This is a genomic window from Alteromonas sp. CyTr2 (assembly GCF_947311905.1).
Taxonomy (GTDB): Bacteria; Pseudomonadota; Gammaproteobacteria; order Enterobacterales; family Alteromonadaceae; genus Alteromonas; species Alteromonas macleodii.
Window position 1 is genome coordinate 29,096 of sequence record NZ_CAMZMZ010000034.1, and the last position, 19,216, is coordinate 48,311.

Annotated in this window: 14 protein-coding genes and 1 pseudogene; 8 read left to right on the forward strand and 7 right to left on the reverse strand. The window is 41.6% G+C overall.

Annotated elements, in window-relative coordinates; translation table 11 throughout:
* Positions 1-22: 22 nt before the first annotated feature.
* The 6 genes from QME20_RS15725 to QME20_RS15750 form a co-directional block, all read right to left on the reverse strand.
* The gene (locus QME20_RS15725; protein ID WP_281716226.1) at positions 23-1,831 is read right to left on the reverse strand and encodes an ATP-binding protein; all 1,809 of its coding nucleotides are present in this window, start codon (positions 1,829-1,831) and stop codon (positions 23-25) included.
* Positions 1,832-3,019, reverse strand: a complete 1,188-nt coding sequence (locus tag QME20_RS15730; RefSeq protein WP_281716227.1) for an SIR2 family protein — start codon at positions 3,017-3,019, stop codon at positions 1,832-1,834.
* A gap of 1 nt (position 3,020) precedes the next feature.
* Positions 3,021-4,418, reverse strand: a complete 1,398-nt coding sequence (locus QME20_RS15735; RefSeq protein ID WP_281716228.1) for a restriction endonuclease subunit S — start codon at positions 4,416-4,418, stop codon at positions 3,021-3,023.
* On the reverse strand, positions 4,408-6,099 hold the full coding sequence (locus QME20_RS15740; RefSeq protein WP_281716229.1) for a class I SAM-dependent DNA methyltransferase: 1,692 nt from the start codon (positions 6,097-6,099) through the stop codon (positions 4,408-4,410). The genes QME20_RS15735 and QME20_RS15740 overlap by 11 nt, the downstream gene beginning before the upstream one ends.
* Positions 6,100-6,225: 126 nt before the next feature.
* The gene (locus QME20_RS15745) at positions 6,226-6,879 is read right to left on the reverse strand and encodes a HEPN domain-containing protein (RefSeq protein WP_281716230.1); all 654 of its coding nucleotides are present in this window, start codon (positions 6,877-6,879) and stop codon (positions 6,226-6,228) included.
* Between the two features lie 24 nt (positions 6,880-6,903).
* The gene (locus tag QME20_RS15750; RefSeq protein WP_281716231.1) at positions 6,904-7,518 is read right to left on the reverse strand and encodes a hypothetical protein; all 615 of its coding nucleotides are present in this window, start codon (positions 7,516-7,518) and stop codon (positions 6,904-6,906) included.
* Positions 7,519-8,822: 1,304 nt separating this feature from the next.
* Between QME20_RS15750 and QME20_RS15755 the strand changes: the two genes are divergently transcribed.
* Both QME20_RS15755 and QME20_RS15760 read left to right on the forward strand, forming a co-directional pair.
* On the forward strand, positions 8,823-9,797 hold the full coding sequence (locus QME20_RS15755; protein WP_281716232.1) for a hypothetical protein: 975 nt from the start codon (positions 8,823-8,825) through the stop codon (positions 9,795-9,797).
* A 1,387-nt stretch (positions 9,798-11,184) separates the two neighbouring features.
* Entirely contained in the window at positions 11,185-11,769 is a 585-nt protein-coding gene (locus QME20_RS15760) for a DUF4760 domain-containing protein (protein ID WP_281716233.1), read from the forward strand.
* A 21-nt stretch (positions 11,770-11,790) separates the two neighbouring features.
* Here the strand turns inward: QME20_RS15760 and QME20_RS15765 are convergent, their stop codons facing one another.
* Entirely contained in the window at positions 11,791-12,192 is a 402-nt protein-coding gene (locus QME20_RS15765) for a hypothetical protein (RefSeq protein WP_281716234.1), read from the reverse strand.
* Positions 12,193-12,712: 520 nt separating this feature from the next.
* On the opposite strand from QME20_RS15765, the gene QME20_RS15770 reads away from it, so the two are divergent.
* The 6 genes and pseudogenes from QME20_RS15770 to tnpB all read left to right on the forward strand — a co-directional run bounded on the left by QME20_RS15770 (position 12,713) and on the right by tnpB (position 19,058).
* On the forward strand, positions 12,713-13,435 hold the full coding sequence (locus QME20_RS15770; protein ID WP_069944200.1) for an ABC transporter ATP-binding protein: 723 nt from the start codon (positions 12,713-12,715) through the stop codon (positions 13,433-13,435).
* Positions 13,432-14,874, forward strand: a pseudogene (locus QME20_RS15775) (DUF3526 domain-containing protein). The gene QME20_RS15770 and the pseudogene QME20_RS15775 overlap by 4 nt, the downstream one beginning before the upstream one ends.
* Positions 14,871-16,181, forward strand: a complete 1,311-nt coding sequence (locus QME20_RS15780; RefSeq protein WP_281716235.1) for a DUF3526 domain-containing protein — start codon at positions 14,871-14,873, stop codon at positions 16,179-16,181. Before QME20_RS15775 ends, QME20_RS15780 begins: the two are co-directional and overlap by 4 nt.
* Positions 16,171-18,351 (forward strand): TonB-dependent receptor, encoded by a 2,181-nt coding sequence (locus QME20_RS15785; RefSeq protein ID WP_281716236.1) that lies wholly within the window; start codon positions 16,171-16,173, stop codon positions 18,349-18,351. The genes QME20_RS15780 and QME20_RS15785 overlap by 11 nt, the downstream gene beginning before the upstream one ends.
* A gap of 39 nt (positions 18,352-18,390) precedes the next feature.
* Positions 18,391-18,711, forward strand: coding sequence for a hypothetical protein (locus tag QME20_RS15790; RefSeq protein WP_049588190.1), 321 nt, complete (start codon positions 18,391-18,393; stop codon positions 18,709-18,711).
* Entirely contained in the window at positions 18,708-19,058 is a 351-nt protein-coding gene (gene tnpB, locus QME20_RS15795; protein WP_156086391.1) for an IS66 family insertion sequence element accessory protein TnpB, read from the forward strand. The genes QME20_RS15790 and tnpB overlap by 4 nt, the downstream gene beginning before the upstream one ends.
* Positions 19,059-19,216: the final 158 nt, after the last annotated feature.

Here is a 19,216-nt window from a genome sequence, read left to right on the forward strand (position 1 = left end):
TTCTTCCCTAAAGCAATCAAGCTTATTCGGCTGGTTCCGGTTGTGTTACACCCCAAAGTGCTTCTAAATCGACATCGTCACTATCAGGTCTTAATCCCTTCTCACTAATAAAATCAACTTGCATTACTATCGGAAGGTCAAATGCAGTTCCAGTTAATACACAACTTCCCTTTGACAAATTAGGAATCATACTCTTCGACATTCGGTCTAATGTGCTTATAGTATTATCTATTAAAAACAGGTCTTTATCATTTACTAATCGGTGTATGAAGAAGTTATGAATTTGCGACATTATTGTCGGTGATATATCGGCTGGTCTTTGACTAGAAAGCGTCAAATACATTCCAAATTTTCGCCCTTCCTTGACTATTTCTTCGAACATTTCTAATCGGTAGTCTTTCCAGCTTTCGTGCTCTCTACTTGATTGCTGAGATAGAATATTGTGTGCTTCATCAATAATAAAATGCAGCGTCTTTTCAGGCACTGTCCCGACGCTTTCCCTATGATTCTGATAGAACATTTTAGCTAGTAGAAGCGGAACTAACTTTTTAACTACTTGATTGCAATTCCTAAGAGAAACGACATTCAATAGCTTGTAATGATTAACATCATCACCAACTATAATAAAAACCTTATTCAAATCACTGATAGCGGATTCAACTCTTTTCAGTAATGGTTGAATATGATCAAACTGTATATAACCATAGGTAAGATCTCTCAACATTTGAATGTTGATTCTTATAACCAACTCATCAAACTCACTAATTATAGTCGTATCTACTGCTTCGATTAATGGCCTTAAATTATCATTAAATCCGTCATTAGAGTCATACCAGCGCCAGTTACCGCTTCCAGGTATCTTGCTGGCAAACTTGTCCTCTCGATCGTACCAAAACACCTCGTCTAGCCTATCAATCAAAGCCTGGTTGCCAAGATGTTTGGCAATGATCTTTAACTGAATCAAAAATTCAGGCCTTTGGTCAGGGTTGACAAAGCAGAGATGATAAGTGCTCATTACATAATCTTTTAAACTATTTACATTACTTGAATGAGCTTCCCTCTTTGAAACGACTCGATTTAAAAAGGGGGTCTGGGTATTAGAAGTAGCCTGGAATAACAACGCGAGCATTTCTGTATTCCATACTTGTTTACTTTGTAATGGGATTTTCTTGTCGCTTTGTCGTTTCGTTGATAAATTAAAAACAGTTTTATTTTCAATATCTTTTATGAGTTGATTGCCTGTGTATTCTCCATTGAAATCTATCAGCAAGAATTCACTCTTCCCACTTAATCGCGCTTCATATTGATTAAACAACTCAGTGTAAAGCTTAGTAAGAGTATTCGATTTACCACTACCAGTATTACCAAATATCCCGATATGACTATTGAAGATTCTCTGCCAAGGAAGGGACACAGGTAATTCTTCCTTCAGCATTTTGCCTATTTTGAATGACCCGTCGGCACTTTGACTAAAGACTTTGATAAGTTGGTTCTCATTCAATAACTGAGCCTTGTCTTTAATCATGGGCATCAATTTAACCCCATCGCTGAAAGATGCTTGTTCAAAATATCCAATAGGCTTTACATCAACCTTTCTGATGTACTTCTTCTTTATGTCATCTATTTCGAATCGATTCTCATCGAGATACTCACCTTCTACGATACAGACTATCTGGCAGAATCCTCGTTTAATGCCTATGTACTCTCTTATTGAGACTCCTTTGTATTCCTTCCCTTCAAAGAACAATGTTTCGAGGCTTGACTCATCGTAAATACGCAACGTAACCTGAGTTCCTCTAACCGCAATGACTTCCCCGACTGTTATGCTCATTTATTCTGAGTCCCGAAGCATGTCGCCGTTAAAAACGCATTCATTAAACTTCTTAAAATCTAAACACTCGTTTTCAAAATGAATGAGCTTTACATTTTTTTCCGAACTAAATCGATTTCGCATTGCACTCAATTCTTTTTGATTAAAACAACAAACAAAAACCTGAAGCTTAGGATTAGATAGAGATCTCTTAACCAGTTTTTCAATATGCTCATCAGCAAATGAAAACCCAAAAGTTATAAGTACAGAGTTCGGTTCTTCCAATTGATAACTCAATAAACGAAGCATTTGATAATAATGTTCTTCAAATACTGTCTCATTGAACTTCCATTTAGTGGGATTAACTATTGGAAGTTTATTATATGATTCCCAAAACGCTAAACAATCATCTTCTGAAAATTCAAATTCAATATTTAAAACGTCATTAATAGTTTTATCGCTATCGTTTAAAATCGAGTCTAACTCATCTAATAAACCGTTGGCTTCATCAGGGATTTGTACACCCGTTTCAATGTCCGTATAGTTAACAGATATTGTCTCGCCTTGCTTCCGCCAATACGCTGAACCATGTAGATTTATCAAATTTAGCTGGGGAATGTCCGTAGAACTCTTTCCAAAAATGCCTGCATCACAAATGTATGTATTGAAGTTTCTTGCTGATAACGTTTTTTTCAAAAATCCGTTTGTTCCATCATTAACAACAAATGCTGAAGAACCTTTTTGTAGCAATTTATCAGTAACAAAAGGAATACAACCATCGTAGTTCGTAGTAAATACATTGCATCGCTTTGTGAAATCGTTCTTGTGTTGAAGTATACGAACCAAGGTATCCAAAAATAATTCGTAGTTTGCTATTACGTCTTTTCTATTTTTAATTATTTTACATTTTTCACAACTATCAGCACCTGAACAAGGAGGGGGATGCGGCACATCAATATATTCAAGCTTAAAACTACAAACTGGCTCAATAATTTTCTTGAAATAGTACATAAACAACAAAGTATAATGATGTTTATATCCGCTACTTTCTAACTTTGTCGCAAGTGTTTCTATCGTTTCTGTTTGTTCGGTATTTTCTGAGTCTTTAAGGTTTAACCACAACGTTGGAAATAAACCACTTGAAGCTCCAGATCCTATAAGAAAGTTAATTTTATGCTGATAGATTTTATTCAATGGTATGTTTGTCATTCTAATCAACATCCTTATCTTCGAAGCAGATTTCACCAGAAAGTAATTTTACCAATAGAGAATCTCTCAATTCAGCCAAGCTATATTTCTGCTGAGAATTCTGCTGAATCAAATTCATTATTGGCGTAACAACTAAGTTAAAATAGCTAAGCAAAGCACTGTCTTTTGGAGGAGAAATAAATTGCATATTCCTTAAAACTTTTAATGATAAATATCTCTGAGTCGTACCAGCCATTCTTGCTTCTAGATAGTCCTGCATCATCTGAGTTTTTAGTAAAAAATAGAAATAGAATTGGTGTTTATTACTGTTCGAAGTCCTAAATAACCCCACATTCTTAATTGCAAAATTTACTTCCTTCTCAAGGACTAAGTAAGGTATACCTACAGTTCCGATCATTGTAAGTAATATATCACCAGTTTTAACTGCGCTTCTTTTATTTACCTTTTCAAAGTCTTCTTCGGAAATCAAGTAAGTGTCTTCTAACTTCAAAACACCTGATGTGATGTGTTTCGAAGTTACAAGTGGATATCCACTTTCCGCTCTCTTGGGCGAGTCATGAGTTCCATCTCTTACATCTATCAATTCACCACTTATACAAAGCTCCCACCCCTTTGGTATCTCGCCCAACTCACTATCTACCAGTGTATTCGGAAACAGGCTTGCGATGGTTTCAAGTTGTTGAGTTGGAATGAAGTCACCAGCGCCAGCTATTGCTTGAATAGCGGCTTGTCGTTCTGCGGTGGCGATTTGCTCTGGTGTGGCGGCTGGGTTTTCTGCCAGTAATGCTTCGCGGGCGGCGATTTTGGCTTTGGTTGGTTCAAAATCTACGAACCAGCTTTTGAAGATGGCTTGGGCAATGGCTTCAAGAGTATGATTTATTCTTACTGACGTGACAATTTTGCTTTCAATGTGCTCAAGGATGTTGACTAGTCTTTGCCTTGTATCACTGAACGCAGGTACTTCGAATGCAAAGAAATCATCTCTACTCAAGCCTAGATTGGTTGTTCCAGTAGCCCTGCTTCTGCAATAGTTTCTGTATTCAGGCGTTCTTAACAGCCAATAAAAATAATTTCTGTCAATATCAGATTTAAATAGTAATTTCACCGTATCTTGGGTCATTCTACCAACAGGTATATGTTTAGGAACACGGGCTACTGATCCAAGTAAATCTCCAGATTGAGTAACATCCTTTAAAGAAACGTATAAGTCGCCAGGATAAACTAGCATTTTTTCAGCTGAAGGCCCACCATAGGTTCGTAGATTACTATCTTTGAAACCACCATCTTTCTGGATGGAACCTAACCCAAGTAAAAATGGCCCTTCGGCGTTGAGTAACGCACTTTTATACGTATTTCCACGTTGTAGCTCAACATGATCACCAATTTGGCTAAAACTCATAACCGAACCCCTTCAGATTTTCTTTTATCTGCTGCTCCAGTCGGTTACTCTCTTCAAACTGTTCTTTTAACTGAGATGTTAATCGTGCCATCTTCTCTGTGAAAGGTTCGCCATCATCTTCCTGATCTGCTGCACCTACGTAGCGCCCTGGCGTTAGCACAAAGTCATGCTTTTGAATTTCACCAAGCTTTGCAGACTTACAGAATCCAGCAGCATCTTCGTAATTTTCGCCAGTTTGCCAATTGTGGAATGCATCCGTAACTTTCTGAATGTCTTCTGCTGCAAAGTCTCTAAGCACTCTGTCTTTCATATAGCCGAGGTTACGTGCATCGATAAACAGCACTTCGCCCTTTCTGCCTCGAAGGTTTCGGCCATAGTCATTTACCCGTGCGCTTTTGTTTTTGGTTAAAAACCAGATACAAGCTGGAATTTGCGTATTGGTAAATAGCTGACCTGGCAACGCCACCATACATTCAACCAAGTCGTTTTCGATAAGCGCTTTGCGTATTGCACCTTCGTTATTGGTGTTCGAACTCATAGAGCCATTGGCTAGCAGTAAGCCAAGAGAACCATTTGGGGCCAAGTGGTACAACATGTGTTGCAACCAAGCAAAGTTGGCGTTACCAGGTGGAGGTGTTCCGTACTTCCAGCGTGGGTCGTCTGCTGCTACCCCTGCATCCCACTCCTTCATGTTGAAGGGTGGGTTTGCCATGATGTAGTCGGCACGTAAGTCTGGGTGTTGGTTATTGGTGTAGGTACTGGCTGGCTCTTTACCGAAATTAAAGTCGATACCTCGTATAGCCATATTCATAGCTGCTAACTGCCATGTAGTGTAATTGTATTCCTGCCCGTAAATACTTACGTCACCAATGCGCCCACCGTGTTCTGTAATGAATTTTTCAGACTGCACGAAAAAGCCGCCGCTCCCCATCGCAGGGTCGTATACGCGGCCTTTAAATGGCTCTAGCATTTCAACAATTAGCGATACGATGGATTTTGGCGTGTAGTATTGGCCGCCTTTTTTACCTTCTGCTAACGCGAACTGCCCTAGAAAGTATTCATACACATGCCCAAGAATATCTTTACTGTTCATGGTTGCGTGGTTAAAGGGAATAGTAGCAATGAGGTCGATAAGCTCGCCTAATTTACTTTGGTCAATTTTCAATGTGGTGTACTGCTTATTGAGTACACCTTTGAGCTTGGCGTTGTCGCGCTCAATGGCTTCTAGTGCGTTATCAATTAATTGACCAACAGATCGTATTTTCTTACCTGCTTTGCCAGTAGCTTCGTCAGCTCCAATCTCGATTTCACCACCGTTAACAACTTTATTGTTATCCTGAAGAAACGACCAACGGGCTTCTTTTGGCACCCAGAATACATTCTTTTCAGTATAAAAATCGCGAACTTCCAGCTCAGCGTTTACTTCCTCAAGGTATTCGGGGTCTTTTTCGCCTTCATCAAAGTCAGCGGGATCTATAAAGTATTCGTCATCGGGGTTACTAAATGCAGCTTTCAACTCTTGCTGACGAATGGCGAACGCGTCGGAAACATATTTAAGAAAAACTAACCCCAATACAGCATGTTTGTATTGAGCGGCATCTAAGGTCGAGCGCAGTTTATCTGCTGCATTCCACAGCTTTTTTTCAAGACCGTTGAGAAATTCTTGTTCTTTGTTATCCACTACATTGTCCTGTTTTCTGTTTTGTATGCAGGCCCATTGTCGCCAGCATCACTTATTCTGTTTGTTAATGTTACCGCGTGTATTCAGTTGGTTTTAGCGTTTTATGCTATTAGCTTGTTTAACTGCTTAGGATGTAACCACGGGATAGTTTGCAGTACCCCACAACTCCTTGGGGTTACGCATCATAATGTTTAATAATGCGGGGACGAGTTTATGTAAAAAGCAATTTGCATCTCGTAACTGCTCACGATTAACACGGCTATTCCATGTTGCACCGCCATGGATTAGTTGATTTCTTAGCGTATACAATCGTTGTAACACCAGTTGAAGCACTGTTTGAGTCTGGGTGTTTCCCAATGCTTTAGCGGCTTTAGACTTTGATTCAGCGAAGCGGGTTTTGAATTCATCTTCCGTTATATTGCCGTTTTGATAATCCCAGAAAGGCTGATACACATACTGGTTGTTCAACAATACCCTTATACTGCGCGGAAATTCCTGCCACACTATGTCACTTAGGGTATTGTTACTGTCCAATGAAAGCAGTTTTTCGATAAACCGCGAAAAGCTCTCGGCTTCTCTTAGTTTTAGTGCATCTAAGTCTTGTGCGTAAATAGCGTTAAAAGCAATCCATAGAAATATAAATTTTGCATCTGGGTCGTCGTCGCACATCTCAGCGCGTTGCAACCAGCTTAAACCTCTGTGACTTCGAAGGGTTAAGTTATCGCAAAACGTGTCACGATGTTCACGTTGGTATGCTTTTAATAGTTCGTAGCGTTCCATCGCATTACCTCTATAATTTTGACGTTAGGGGGTTTTTAAAACTAAACACGTCATTGATAATACAGATAAGTCTTGGAACCAGCCAGATTTGAGTCCCGCTGCTCCAATTAAAGAAAGGGCATCATCTTCAGAGATTGAGTTCACGGATTCAAGTTGATGAATATTGTTTTTGAAATGGTTTGCCGCAATTAACGCGTCGTCGATATGCGTTTTCCCTTTTGCATCTCCGCTTACAAATGCCTCCCAGAGAAATACATTACATTCTTTGCGTTGAAATGTTTCCCAACAAAATGTTGCTGAAGGCGTTACTTTCGTAAGCTCATTAACTTTTCGCATTATCCAAAGCGCTTCGACTAATCCAGTTCCCATAGCGCTGATACCAGCACCAGAACTCCAAGGTCTATTACCCTCGCCTTTCCGTGCACTATTTACTTTTACAGGTTCGTCTCTTACGGGAACAAATAAGGGACATTCAAAGCCGATCGAAACTTGTACACTAGAGTCTAATGAATTCGAAATGCTTTCTGCTAACTCACCAATATCCGAGCCACTCTCAACCTTTTCGTTCTCTAAAGTAAGCTTAGCCCAACCGAAGTTGTTATTTTTTATTGAACCCACATCAACACAATAAATATCCATATTTAATAACTTCCTAAAACGTACCAGAATTTTTGCATCGTTACACACTACGCTAGCGTTCAATCTAACATCTTCGCCCATTATACTAAAGTAGCATGATTAGGCGTGGCATTGGTATTTGTAGAATCCTAAAAGTGTTTAATCAGTGAGTTCTTGAAAACCTTACAATTCACTCAATCATCGACGCGATATCTAAGATACAAAAACACAACTTTGAAGAAGTTTGCGAAACATAGCGTTTTAGATAGCCGGAGTCACAAAGTGACAAGACTGAATTTCGCGGACATCTAACCACAAAATCAACTCATGATTAAAGCGTAATAATCACGCGATTTTAAACTACTATCAAAAGCAGAATTACTCTCGAAGTCAGCGGTTAAAGAAAAAGCTTTGCTGCAATCTCAAAAATTCTCCTTGTGTGGCCCTTTTTAAGGCCGAAGACATAAAAGGAGAAATACATGAAATGTAAGCGGCAATTTTTTATTGCATTGTTTGACGTTCTAAGCTCACAACTAATGACCATAGGAGACATTCTGTTTGTGATTTTTGTTGTGCAACTAATAACTCGATTCGAAGTGGCAGAGAGTTATCCGTTCACCGGAATGAGAGGCTATATGCTAATTTTACTTATCTATTTATTATCAGTTGCTTGTCACTTACAAAGTGCAAGGCTGCGAAAAAAATAGAATGTTCTTGGAGCACCCACTGGGTGCTCTTTTTTCTTCCAATTATTTGCCTATTACCTCCAGCAAATTGCTTTTCACTCTTATCGAAGATGCAAACAACGTAATCGATACGATTATGTAAAAAAGCTTGAGCAAAGCTCAATAACTACTGCGTAGTGAACAGTTATGTGAAACATATCTGGTCACGTAGCCGGAGTCAGCATCGCAGATTAAGGCCAGTTTTAGTTTGCCCCAGCAAACCAAGGGTAAGTTGCGTAGCAACATATCCCTGCCTGAGCACCTGCGGTGCGAATGTAGCGAGGTGTATCCGAGTAACACTTTTTCCCGATGCTACACTAGGGTAAAAATGGCCTTAATCAGCGGTAGCTGACTCCGAGTAAAACTTCTGTCGCAGTCACAACGTGACAAGTAGCAGAGCAGCGACGAGTCGCGTCAGCTCTGCTTTGCAGAAGATTTACTCCTACGAAGTAGACAACATTTTAAGAATAAGAAATGTTGTAGCTAAGCAGTATGCTTAGCAAAGCGAAGCTATAGCATAATGCAAGGCATTGTGCGCTTATTCGAAGATTCTCCCGAGCTTGATTCTATGTAGTTATGATTTAAAAACAGGAGAATGAAATGAACTACATAGACCGTGCAATCGAGTCTTCTATACGCAACCTATACATCACCAATAAAAGTGACCCAGCGTCAATTGGCATACAGCGAGAGAATGCCGCAATAGCGATAACAGGAATATTTGGAGTTACCTGTAAAACCGTAATTCAGCGCCACCTGGAGCTATCAAGAGAAGCTGTAAATAAACTTGTAAATCGACTCAAAAAGAAACAAATCGTAGCTATACATCCTACTTTTGCTAACCAAGACAGGAGCTTCATAGTTCTAACTAACCAAGGCATTCGAGAAGCGGAATTTTTGCTCAACAGAGAACTACACCTGCGCTCAGATGTTAGCAGAGTGAACGAACGAAATTTGCTTCACGACCTGTCGGTACAGATTGTTATTCTCGACTTAGTAAAGACTAAGAAAATTAAGGGGTTTGCGTCTGAGCGCGATATTGCTATTCAGTTAGAAAATAGAGCAAATGACCCTCGACTCGTTGATGCTCTGGTCGTAGATGCAAATACTGGCTGTCGTATCGCGATTGAGATGGAAACATCTAATGCCAAGAATAAATCTAATGGTGACCTTCGCGCCAAAATACTTGCGAAATATTTAATGGAATTTGAAGGTGACGAAGGGCTATATGAATTTGTATACATGTATAGTCATCGCCAGCGGTTCCTCACCCAGATTGAGAAAGCGCACGCTCGTCTATTCGCTAACACCCGTTCATCTTTCACTGAAAGTCAGCAAGCGACACTAACGAGCCAAATCAAATTTCAGCACAATCAATGTGATGTCATATACGAATTAATGTTTAACAGTAAAAGACCGTTAGGAGATGACAAGTCACAGTCTATTTCCAGAGAAGCGTTTTTCACCGAACTCGCTAAGCTGGAAGCGCTCGCAAAAACCAGTAATGACAGAATAGTGGGAATAAGGTTAGAAGGTTTTCGTGACGGAGGAAGAGCTTTAGGGCTGTTGAATTAGTTGTAGACTTGACCTCAGGGAGCGATTCGCTCCCTTTTTTTATGGCTTACGATAGCTTCAAGAATTATTGAATATCGTGTTGATAGACAAAGCATCTTTAACGCACATACCTCTATGTACGTCGAGCCAGCAGGAGGATTGCACTGTCGAGGTTTACTGTGCTATCAGTAGTGTTCCCACCCGAGTTCATGAGACTCAAGCAGATTGAGTTTATGAAAGATTGCGGCTCAGCTATTACTATATAGTCTCCGATTACGAAAATTTTCAGCATAATTTACATGACAATGGAAATTTCGATTGAAGTAAACTGAATGTAGTTACCGATTAATGTGAGCGCGACGCATTAATCTGGTAACAGCTTAGACGGTACGCCATTAACCTCCCCTTTATATAACAGGAGACTAAACATGACCTAAACCTATCTGGTAGACTGGCGTTGGCTCTTGCCATAAATTAGTGGGCTAGACGATGCGGAGGCGTCTTACAACCTCGGCATATAGATAAAGTGTTTGCTTTATCCCCTAAGGCGTACCGTCCTTTTTAATATGTAGTTTGCTTTTATCGAGTCACTTCGATGTATTCCCGCGCCCTCTTAAATAGTCGAAGGTTTGTAAAACCAGCATCTCGTTTTTCTACACTGAAACTGTTGTCTTGCTGTACGGAAGGCAGCCATTGCGCAAATCAAAATAAAAAGATCCTTTTCATCTAGCAGAATTCTCATGAGCAGAACTTAGTTAATCATAGGACTAACTGAGGAATTTATTATGAGACCTAACTACGAAAGCGTTTTCGACGCTTGCATTAAACTCTCTGGAAAATGGATATCACTTGCTAATTCAGTAAGCTATGTCGCAATTATTAATACACTCTGGAACATACTGTTTCTATTGCTAGATTATCCCGACCTCATTGCTTTTGAGACATTGTCATATAGGTTATTTTTGATTTCGTTTGGATGCGTGGGTATAGGGATTATTTTTTCAGTAGTAGCGTATTTTTGTATGCGAACATTGGAGAGTAAATAGTATTGAGCACCCCGCGAGGGGTGCTTTTCTTTCGAACATGTGATCTTGATAGTTTGGTAAAATGTAGATATTATATGCAAATAAGTATTGATCTATCTCGCTGTCTATGGCAAGCTTTTCGGAGAAAAGCTTGCCATAGACAAAGGCGAAGAAAAAACCCTTTACAATCAGAGGGTTATTGCAGAAAAGACTTGTTTCTTGACTGAGGTGATTATTCAGTTATATTAGTCTTTAAGTAACGTACAGGAGTAATACGATGTACAGAGAAGAAGATTGGGGCGATTTAGGCTAACTAAGCCTACAAACTATATTTAAAAGCACAATGAGTTCATTGTGCTTTTTTCGTTTAGAAGAGGTGGTTCATGGATGAGTGCTTTAGGGATATGGGCTACCTTGTATGTATAGCAAGGTATCACCCTACATTTTACTCCACTCTTGGAGCAGCTGTGCTCGCAGCACTATTCGCTTTCGTCAGCATAAAAATGAATAGGAAATCTGCCCGAGAAAAAAACTCCGTTGACTTTGAGCACAATTACAAAAATAGCGACAAAGTAAGAGATGCTTGGCTTGTTTTGATGAAGATAACGCAAAACCGTCTACAGCAGCCAATAGTTGAGTTCGCAAAAAAGGAAATGTATGCCACTACTGAGACCCAAGCAATTGTAACTATTCTGAATGAATGGGAACGAGCAGCAAATGGTATACACCATAGAGTATATGATGGTAATTATTTGTACAAAACATATGGAACAACGGTTCTAGACCTTTATGCTTATACATATGAGTTTATAAAAGAGCGCCAGAAATCAAAGCCTCGTTCATACGCTAACTTCTGTCGGCTTTATCTAGCCTGGAAAGTTAGGAGATGTAAAGAAGAAAGGAAAAGCCTTGATAAGGATTTCAAGAGGCTACATAAAGAACTTTACAAATTATATAAGGAAATTTAATAAAGGGCTGCAATGCAGCCCTTAAAGTAAGTCGATCTGCTCACTCCATTCATCAATTGCTTCCACCGAAAAATAACGCTTTTTCGATACGCCGAACACGTTTTCAAATTCAACATCATCTACTTCTTTAGAGTTGATGAATTCAGAGATCTGTAGTTCGAAGAACAGAAATAACAAGCACCTTTCTGAAGGAGTGAAGTATTTCTTTCTCAGTTCCTCAGGAAGCTGCTGTACTAGCCCATCTGAGAGTACAAAGCCGTTAGTTATAAACTTCTCATCTTTGTGTTCATAGATATAGTCGAGTGACTCTGGATTAAAATGCCAGCAGACTCGAAACTTATCAGGCCACTCTGTTCTTGTAGCGCGTTTGAATTGATGAATAAATGTGATTTGCAGATCACATTTTGATGTCTTTTTAGTCATAGTTAAGTCCAATTTAGTAAACCTCATAACTAACTAGGCTTACATTTGGAGAATTATGGTAATATGACTATCAGAACAGATAGGGAGCTTGAACATGGATTGGAAATTCTTCGCAGTGTTCTTTGGATTATATTTGGTATATGAGTTATGCCGAGTGCTATACGAATGTTGGAGGGATAAAATGACTTTCAGGCAGTGGTGGAATGCGCCGTTGAAAAAAGAGAAGCCAACCAATTTCGAAGCATAAGACCTAAGCCTAGCAGAAATCAAAAAACACAAATACTGCACAGACTTCCCTACAGGCCAATAAAATAGCGACATCGACGCGGGTTCAAATCCCGCCAGCTCCACCAATTCCAAAGGCTTGCCACTCGGCAAGCCTTTTTCGTTTCAGCTTCCGAAATTTGTAAATTGTTTCTAATTAAAACAAAACACACACTACCTAAATAAAAGCTATTCCCATCTAGATAGTTATATTATAACATTGCAGCACGATTCTAATGTATAGCTTCTCCAAACAATGCAAACAAATTCAGTGATATGCGCGGATGCGCTTACCGTGTGTGTTGACGATCGCACGCTTCTAGACAATCTCAATTTTAATGTAGGAAAAGGCGAAGTATTTGCACTTTTAGGTGGAAATGGCGCAGGTAAATCCACCACCCTTAAAACTTTTTTAGGGCTTATGAAGGCAAGTAGCGGTAGCGCCACTGTATTAGGGCATAATGCCTCTACCCAGCCAAACCAAGTTCAAAAATCTGTTGCCTACTTACCCGAATCTGTCACCTTATATGGCCATCTTTCTGGCGTTGAAAACATTCGTTATTTCTTGTCAGTGGCTGGAGTCGATAAGTCTGACGACGATATGTTCGCCGCACTTCGCAAGGTCGCACTTCAAGAAGATTCGTGGAATAAGGCGCTATCTAATTATTCAAAAGGCATGCGTCAGAAGACCGCAATTGCCTTGGCGCTACTGCGCAATGCGCCTGTACTGTTCTTAGACGAACCTACATCTGGGCTAGATCCAGCAGCCATCGACGAATTTAATGCGCTAGTGTCAGAACTGGCAGCGGGTGGCGCTACTATTTTTATGGTTACCCACGACGTGTACGGTGCCTGCCAAGTTGCCCATCGAATTGTGCTTTTAAGTAATGGCAAATTAACCGGTTCTTTCGAGCGTGCTGGCGATACGCCAATAGATACTGAAGCCGTTCACGCAGCATTTGCAGGGCGTAATGTATGATACTGAATGTTGCTAAAATCATTTGTGCTGAACAGTGGCGCTATTGGTTGCGAACAAAAGTAGCAGCGACCGTTTTATTGCTAGGCGCTGTGCTTACCATAGCTGCACTGGTAGTTAACGCCTTTCACATCGATGAGGCTGCTCACACCAGAGACCACCTTCAAACAGAAGCTGAACAACGCTTTGAGGCACAGCCCGATAAGCACCCTCATCGCATGGTGCATTATGGTCATTATGTATTCCGTGCCCCCACTCCACTGAGCGTAATTGAACCGGGTGTCGATACCTACACGGGGAACGCTATATTTTTAGAGGGGCACCGCCAAAATAGTGCAATGTTCGCCGAGCAGCGCCAATCCGCAGGACTTACGCGCTTTAGTAGTTTAACACCCAGCTTTTTAGCTTTGGTTCTTGCACCTTTATTTATTATTCTAATTGGCTACGGCAGCGTGTCACGTGAACGCGAAGCCGGCACGCTAACCTTACTGCTTTCTCAAGGCACCACCCGTTGGCAATTGCTTTTAGGGAAGCTTCTGGCGATTATAACCGCTAGCAGCCTATTTTTATTCCCGCTACTGCTTGCCTGTCTTTATGTCGCGTTTTCAAACGAAAGTGCACTTGTTGTAATACTCTTTTGCCTTAGTTATGTGGTTTACTTTTTACTGTGGGCCACGGTAGTCACTGCGTGCTCGGCCATATTTGAGAAAAGCAGCGTTAGCTTCACCGTACTTGTTGTCATTTGGATGAGCGCTTGTGTGTTGCTTCCTCGTTTAGGGAGCAGCGTTGCCACAAACGTTGCCCCTTCAATGGGTAAACTTGAAGCCGATTTCAAAGTGGAAGAAAAACTTAGAAGTTTAGGTGACGGTCATGACGTTAACGATCCTGCATTCAAAAAGCTAAAAGAAGATTTGCTCGCTAAATACAATGTAGATTCAGTTGACGACTTACCCGTTAATTTCAGGGGCATTGTTGCCCAGTACTCCGAAGGTCGACAAGCCAAAGTACTCAATGAGTTTGCTGAAACCCGCATGACTGAAGAGTTAGACTAAGCCCAAATAGCACGTCAGTTTGGCTGGCTTTCGCCTACAGTTGCGGTGCGCTCTATTTCTACGATCCTTGCGGGAACTAGCCTCGAGACACACCACCGCTTTTTAAGGGAAGCGGAAACGCTAAGACTTGAGTTTGTTCAGGCTTTGAACAAGGTTCACGCTGAAAAACTCGATTACAAGTTAGATATGAACCGCAACGCCAGTGAAGAAGCAGCAGACAAAGCTGTGGTTGGCGCAGATAACTGGGCGATCTTAGCAGAGTTTGATTTTAAACCAGAAGCAGGAAGCACACGCATTAGTAACGCGTTGATTTATTTTATTCAGCTGTTGCTTTGGATGGGACTTACCGCACTACTTCTTCAAGCTGCAGTTAGGAGATTAAATCCATGATGCGTTATAGCGATATTAAACGAGAAGCGGGTTTCGTATTTGGCCATCGTCAGATAAAACTAACGCTTTTGGTCGTGTTTCTTTTAAGCTCGATGTCGTTGTGGTCTGGCTATTCGGAAATGCAAGAACAGCAAGCCACTATTGAGCGCTTGTTAGATAAAGATGAAACAGAGCGCAACGCTGTCCTTACTCACCAATCTAATTATGGCATGGCAGCCTATTACGCCTTTCATTTGACATATGCCCCGCCCTCGCCGTTGGCGTTTGCTGCTGTAGGAGAGCGCGATGTGTTTCCGTGGAAGCACCGTATTAGAATGCTAGCGCTAGAAGGTCAGATTTATGAAAGCGATACAGACAATCCGGAGCTTGCTTTCCTAGGGCGTTTTGACTTTGCTTTCGTTACCAGTGTGCTGTTGCCTCTGTTTATCATTTTGCTCCTTTACGACTTAAAAGCGAAGGAACGCGAAGCCCGCCGTTTTGACTTACTTAATGTAACCGCACGCAATTCGCATGCTATTTGGTCATCACGCGTATTGGTAACCCTGGTGCCCTTGGCACTGGTTACACTTATTCCGTTTATTGCCTTTAGTGTAGTGAATGGCGCGTCTGTGTTTCAAACAGTAACGGTTTGTACCATCGTCATTGGCAGCATAATTGTTTGGAGCGCTATTGTGCTTGCTATAGGTGCTGCTAAGCGTTTTGCTAATTTCAGCGCCACGCACCTAGCTTCAATCATGTTAGGCGTATGGCTTGTCACAACGGTTATTGTGCCAGTTTCCGGGCACACCATAATTAATGCCTCGGTTGATACACCTGAGGGCGGCGACATTGTGCTCACGCAGCGAGAAGCCGTTAATAGTGCATGGGACAAACCTGTTGAACAAACATGGGAAGCGTTTGTTGAAACTCACCCACAGTGGGCGGATAAAACCGACTTTGATCCACAACGAGACAGTTCATTTAATTGGAAGTGGTATTACGCATTTCAACAAGTTGGCGACCAAACGGCAAAGGAACTTTCAGAAGCTTATCAAGCCGCCACCTTACGCAAAGATAAAATTGCAAGCTATGTTGCTCTGCTATCCCCGTCTTTGTTAACGCAACGCTTATTAACGAGTGCGGCTGATACCGATGTTAAAGCCATGGTTAACTACGAAAATAATGTTCGCAAGTTTCATGCGTCGTTGCGCAAATTCTACTATCATCACTTGTTTGAAGCCCCGGAGTTTTCATCGGCCAGTTTTAAACAGCTACCTCAATTTTCACCAAAAATAAGAAAGACACAGGAAAACACTAATGAAGACTAGTTGGGTAAAATCTACCCTCGCCCTTTCTATCGCAACGCTTTTGAATGCGCCTGCAAATGCGCAAAATACTGATATTCAATCGGAAGCGGATGTAGAGAAAATTACGGTGCATGGTATGCACCGTGCGTATCAAGGGGCATTTGAATATAAAGAAGTGCCGGCAGCAGCGCAGGATATCGACCTTGGTCTCATCAATGATGCAGGCGCTATAAACCTTAACGACGCTTTAGACTTGTCCGCTTCGGTAGCCAGACAAAATAACTTTGGTGGCCTTTGGAACAGCTTTGCTATTCGTGGTTTTTCAGGTGACGAAAACTTACCTAGCGGTTTTTTGGTAAACGGTTTTAACGCAGGACGCGGATTTGGCGGACCTCGTGATCTTTCTGGCATTGATCATGTTGAAGTATTAAAAGGCCCTAAAGCTGCGCTGTTTGGTCGCGGTGAACCAGGTGGAGCGGTAAACCTTGTTACAAAGCGCCCCCAGTTTCGTCAAGGTGGTGAAATTAAAGCAACTTACGGAAGCTGGTCACAGAAGCGCATTGAGGCTGATGTACAATCGGTTGCAGGCAGTGCTGAAAATGTAGGTGTACGCTTAGTAGGCTTTTATGAAGATGCTGAAAGTTTCCGCGATACAGTAGAAACTGAGCGTTTTGGCTTTTATCCATCGGTTACGTGGGAAGCATCAGCAGACACCACGGTTACGTACGAACTTGAATACACCGAGCAAAAAATTCCTTTCGACCGTGGCGTAGTGGCCATCGATGGTGAATTGGGCCACCAGCCAATTGAAACCTTTACCGGCGATCCTAATGGCGACACCATCGATACGGAAGTGGTTGGTCATCAAATTGAGGTTTCTCATAAACTTGCTGACGAATGGAACCTGCTTTTGGGTGCTGGCTTGCGCGATACCACTTTCGAGGGTAATGCATTAGAAAACAACTTTGGTGGCCGCCAAACATTGTTTATCGATCCTAATCAAGCTTTGTTGTCTCGTTTTAAGCGCTACCGTAATTTCCAAACCGATTACTTCGTTTTACGCGGCGAAATAGCGGGACAATTCGATACTGGGTCGCTATCACATCGCGTGATTATTGGTGCTGACTACGATAAGTTTGAAAATGACCAGATTATTCTGCGCTATCGCCCGCCATTCTTTTCAAGCGATACTGACATTAACGATTTGGACTTAGAACAGTACTTAGTGGTCGATATTTTTAATCCGGATTACTCACCACTTCCAGACGTGGAATTGTCTGATAACTTGGACCGTTTTGAAGTTCAGGAAGCGTGGGGTGTCTATTTCCAAGACCAAATCAACATCACTGATAATTTCCAAGTTAGGCTGGGTGGTCGCTTCGATAAGTTCGAGCAGGAAATTGATAATCGCCTTGCGTCACCTGTAAGTACCACATCACAAGACGACACACGCTTTTCTCCACAAGTGGGTGCTGTTTATCTGTTTGATGACACCACAAGTGTGTACGCAACTTACGGTGAAGGTTTCCGTCAGCTGACGGGGTCGGATTTCGCCGGAAATCCGTTTGAACCTAACGAATCTAAATCTGCGGAAATTGGCGTTAAAGCCGATCTTACATCGATGTTTAATAATATACGGGGTGATATCACCTTCGCCGTGTTTAATATCGAGCAAAGTAACATCCTTGTTTATGATGATAGCCCTGAGGCGTCTGACGGCTTCTTCTTAACCCCCGCTGGCGAAGCGCGTAGCCGTGGTGTTGAGTTAGACATTAACGCTGAATTTGAAAATGATATTTCGCTTTGGGTGTCGTACACCTTCGTAGATGCTGAAAGTACAAACGATGCGGCGGATGCTAACTTTGTTGCAGCCATTGAATCTGGCGATCCTTTAATTAACGTTCCAGAAAACCAATTGAGCATTCAGTTGAGCAAGGGACTTATATTTGCTGATATGCCAGTACGTATCGGTTCAGGACTGTTGTATGTTGATGAGCGTTTAGGTCAAACCGCTACCGACTTCTACTTACCAAGCTACACCACGGTTCGTGCGTTTGCTGAAATAGAGCCTGTAGAAAACTTGTCAGTTAAAGTTGCAGTAGATAACCTGTTTGATGAAGAGTTTTATACTAACTCTTTCGCAGATGTGTGGTGTCCGTCCGGTAATCCCCACATTCAATTCATGAATTAGCTACGGCATGGTGTTCTCTTTTTGTTAAGGAGAATGACTATGCCGCAATATCAACGAAGAGAAGTGCAAGACTGGCTCAACTTATTCGAGCAGCAAAAGCAAAGCGGGCTCACCGCAGTGGCGTTTTGTCGCCAACAGCAGATTAATGTTCAAACTTACTACACCAGGCGTCGTGATATTCGGTTACAGCGAACAAGCAGCAAGTTTGTTCAGGTGAAACGTGAAGTCACGAAGGTTGAATCCTACACCGAAGCAATGGGTGGCGAACTTCTCCTGCAATTTGGAAATGCTCAACTTAGCGTGCCAATCAATATTAACCCTCACTGGATTGCTACCGTGATGAAGGCATTGTCCAAATGAAGATGTTCGTAGAGCCTGCCGACATTTACCTGTACATGGATATCGTCGATTTCCGCAAATCGATCAATGGCTTAATTGTCGTTGTTGAGCAGGATATGAACCTGAATCCGTTTCGCGATGCACTGTTCGTCTTCCGCAACAAAAAGCGCGATAAGGTCAAAATACTCTATTGGGATAAAACGGGCTTCGCTCTCTGGTATAAACGCCTCGAGAAGCATCGTTTTAAGTGGCCTGTCGATGCGAACTTAAAACAGATGCATATGAGTGAACAACAGCTACAATGGCTGTTATCGGGCTACGATGTCATAGGCCATCAGCCGTTGCACTACAACGCATCCGGCTTATAACCTATGATCATAAGTAGCGATTAACGATCACGAAATAGTCTTAATAATGTAAGGTAATCAGCAGCTTAATACGGGATAATAGTGGTATGAACGAGAAAGAATACCAATCCCGCATCGCTGAACTTGAAGCGCTTCTTGAAGAGAAGCGCGCGCGGATT

Coding starts and splice junctions, on each gene's coding strand:
- QME20_RS15725 (WP_281716226.1), bottom strand. CDS start 1,831: ATGAGCATAACAGTCGGGGAAGTCATTGCGGTTAGAGGAACTCAGGTT.
- QME20_RS15730 (WP_281716227.1), bottom strand. CDS start 3,019: ATGACAAACATACCATTGAATAAAATCTATCAGCATAAAATTAACTTT.
- QME20_RS15735 (WP_281716228.1), bottom strand. CDS start 4,418: ATGAGTTTTAGCCAAATTGGTGATCATGTTGAGCTACAACGTGGAAAT.
- QME20_RS15745 (WP_281716230.1), bottom strand. CDS start 6,879: ATGGAACGCTACGAACTATTAAAAGCATACCAACGTGAACATCGTGAC.
- QME20_RS15750 (WP_281716231.1), bottom strand. CDS start 7,518: ATGGATATTTATTGTGTTGATGTGGGTTCAATAAAAAATAACAACTTC.
- QME20_RS15755 (WP_281716232.1), top strand. CDS start 8,823: ATGAACTACATAGACCGTGCAATCGAGTCTTCTATACGCAACCTATAC.
- QME20_RS15760 (WP_281716233.1), top strand. CDS start 11,185: ATGGATGAGTGCTTTAGGGATATGGGCTACCTTGTATGTATAGCAAGG.
- QME20_RS15765 (WP_281716234.1), bottom strand. CDS start 12,192: ATGACTAAAAAGACATCAAAATGTGATCTGCAAATCACATTTATTCAT.
- QME20_RS15770 (WP_069944200.1), top strand. CDS start 12,713: ATGCAAACAAATTCAGTGATATGCGCGGATGCGCTTACCGTGTGTGTT.
- QME20_RS15780 (WP_281716235.1), top strand. CDS start 14,871: ATGATGCGTTATAGCGATATTAAACGAGAAGCGGGTTTCGTATTTGGC.
- QME20_RS15785 (WP_281716236.1), top strand. CDS start 16,171: ATGAAGACTAGTTGGGTAAAATCTACCCTCGCCCTTTCTATCGCAACG.
- QME20_RS15790 (WP_049588190.1), top strand. CDS start 18,391: ATGCCGCAATATCAACGAAGAGAAGTGCAAGACTGGCTCAACTTATTC.
- tnpB (WP_156086391.1), top strand. CDS start 18,708: ATGAAGATGTTCGTAGAGCCTGCCGACATTTACCTGTACATGGATATC.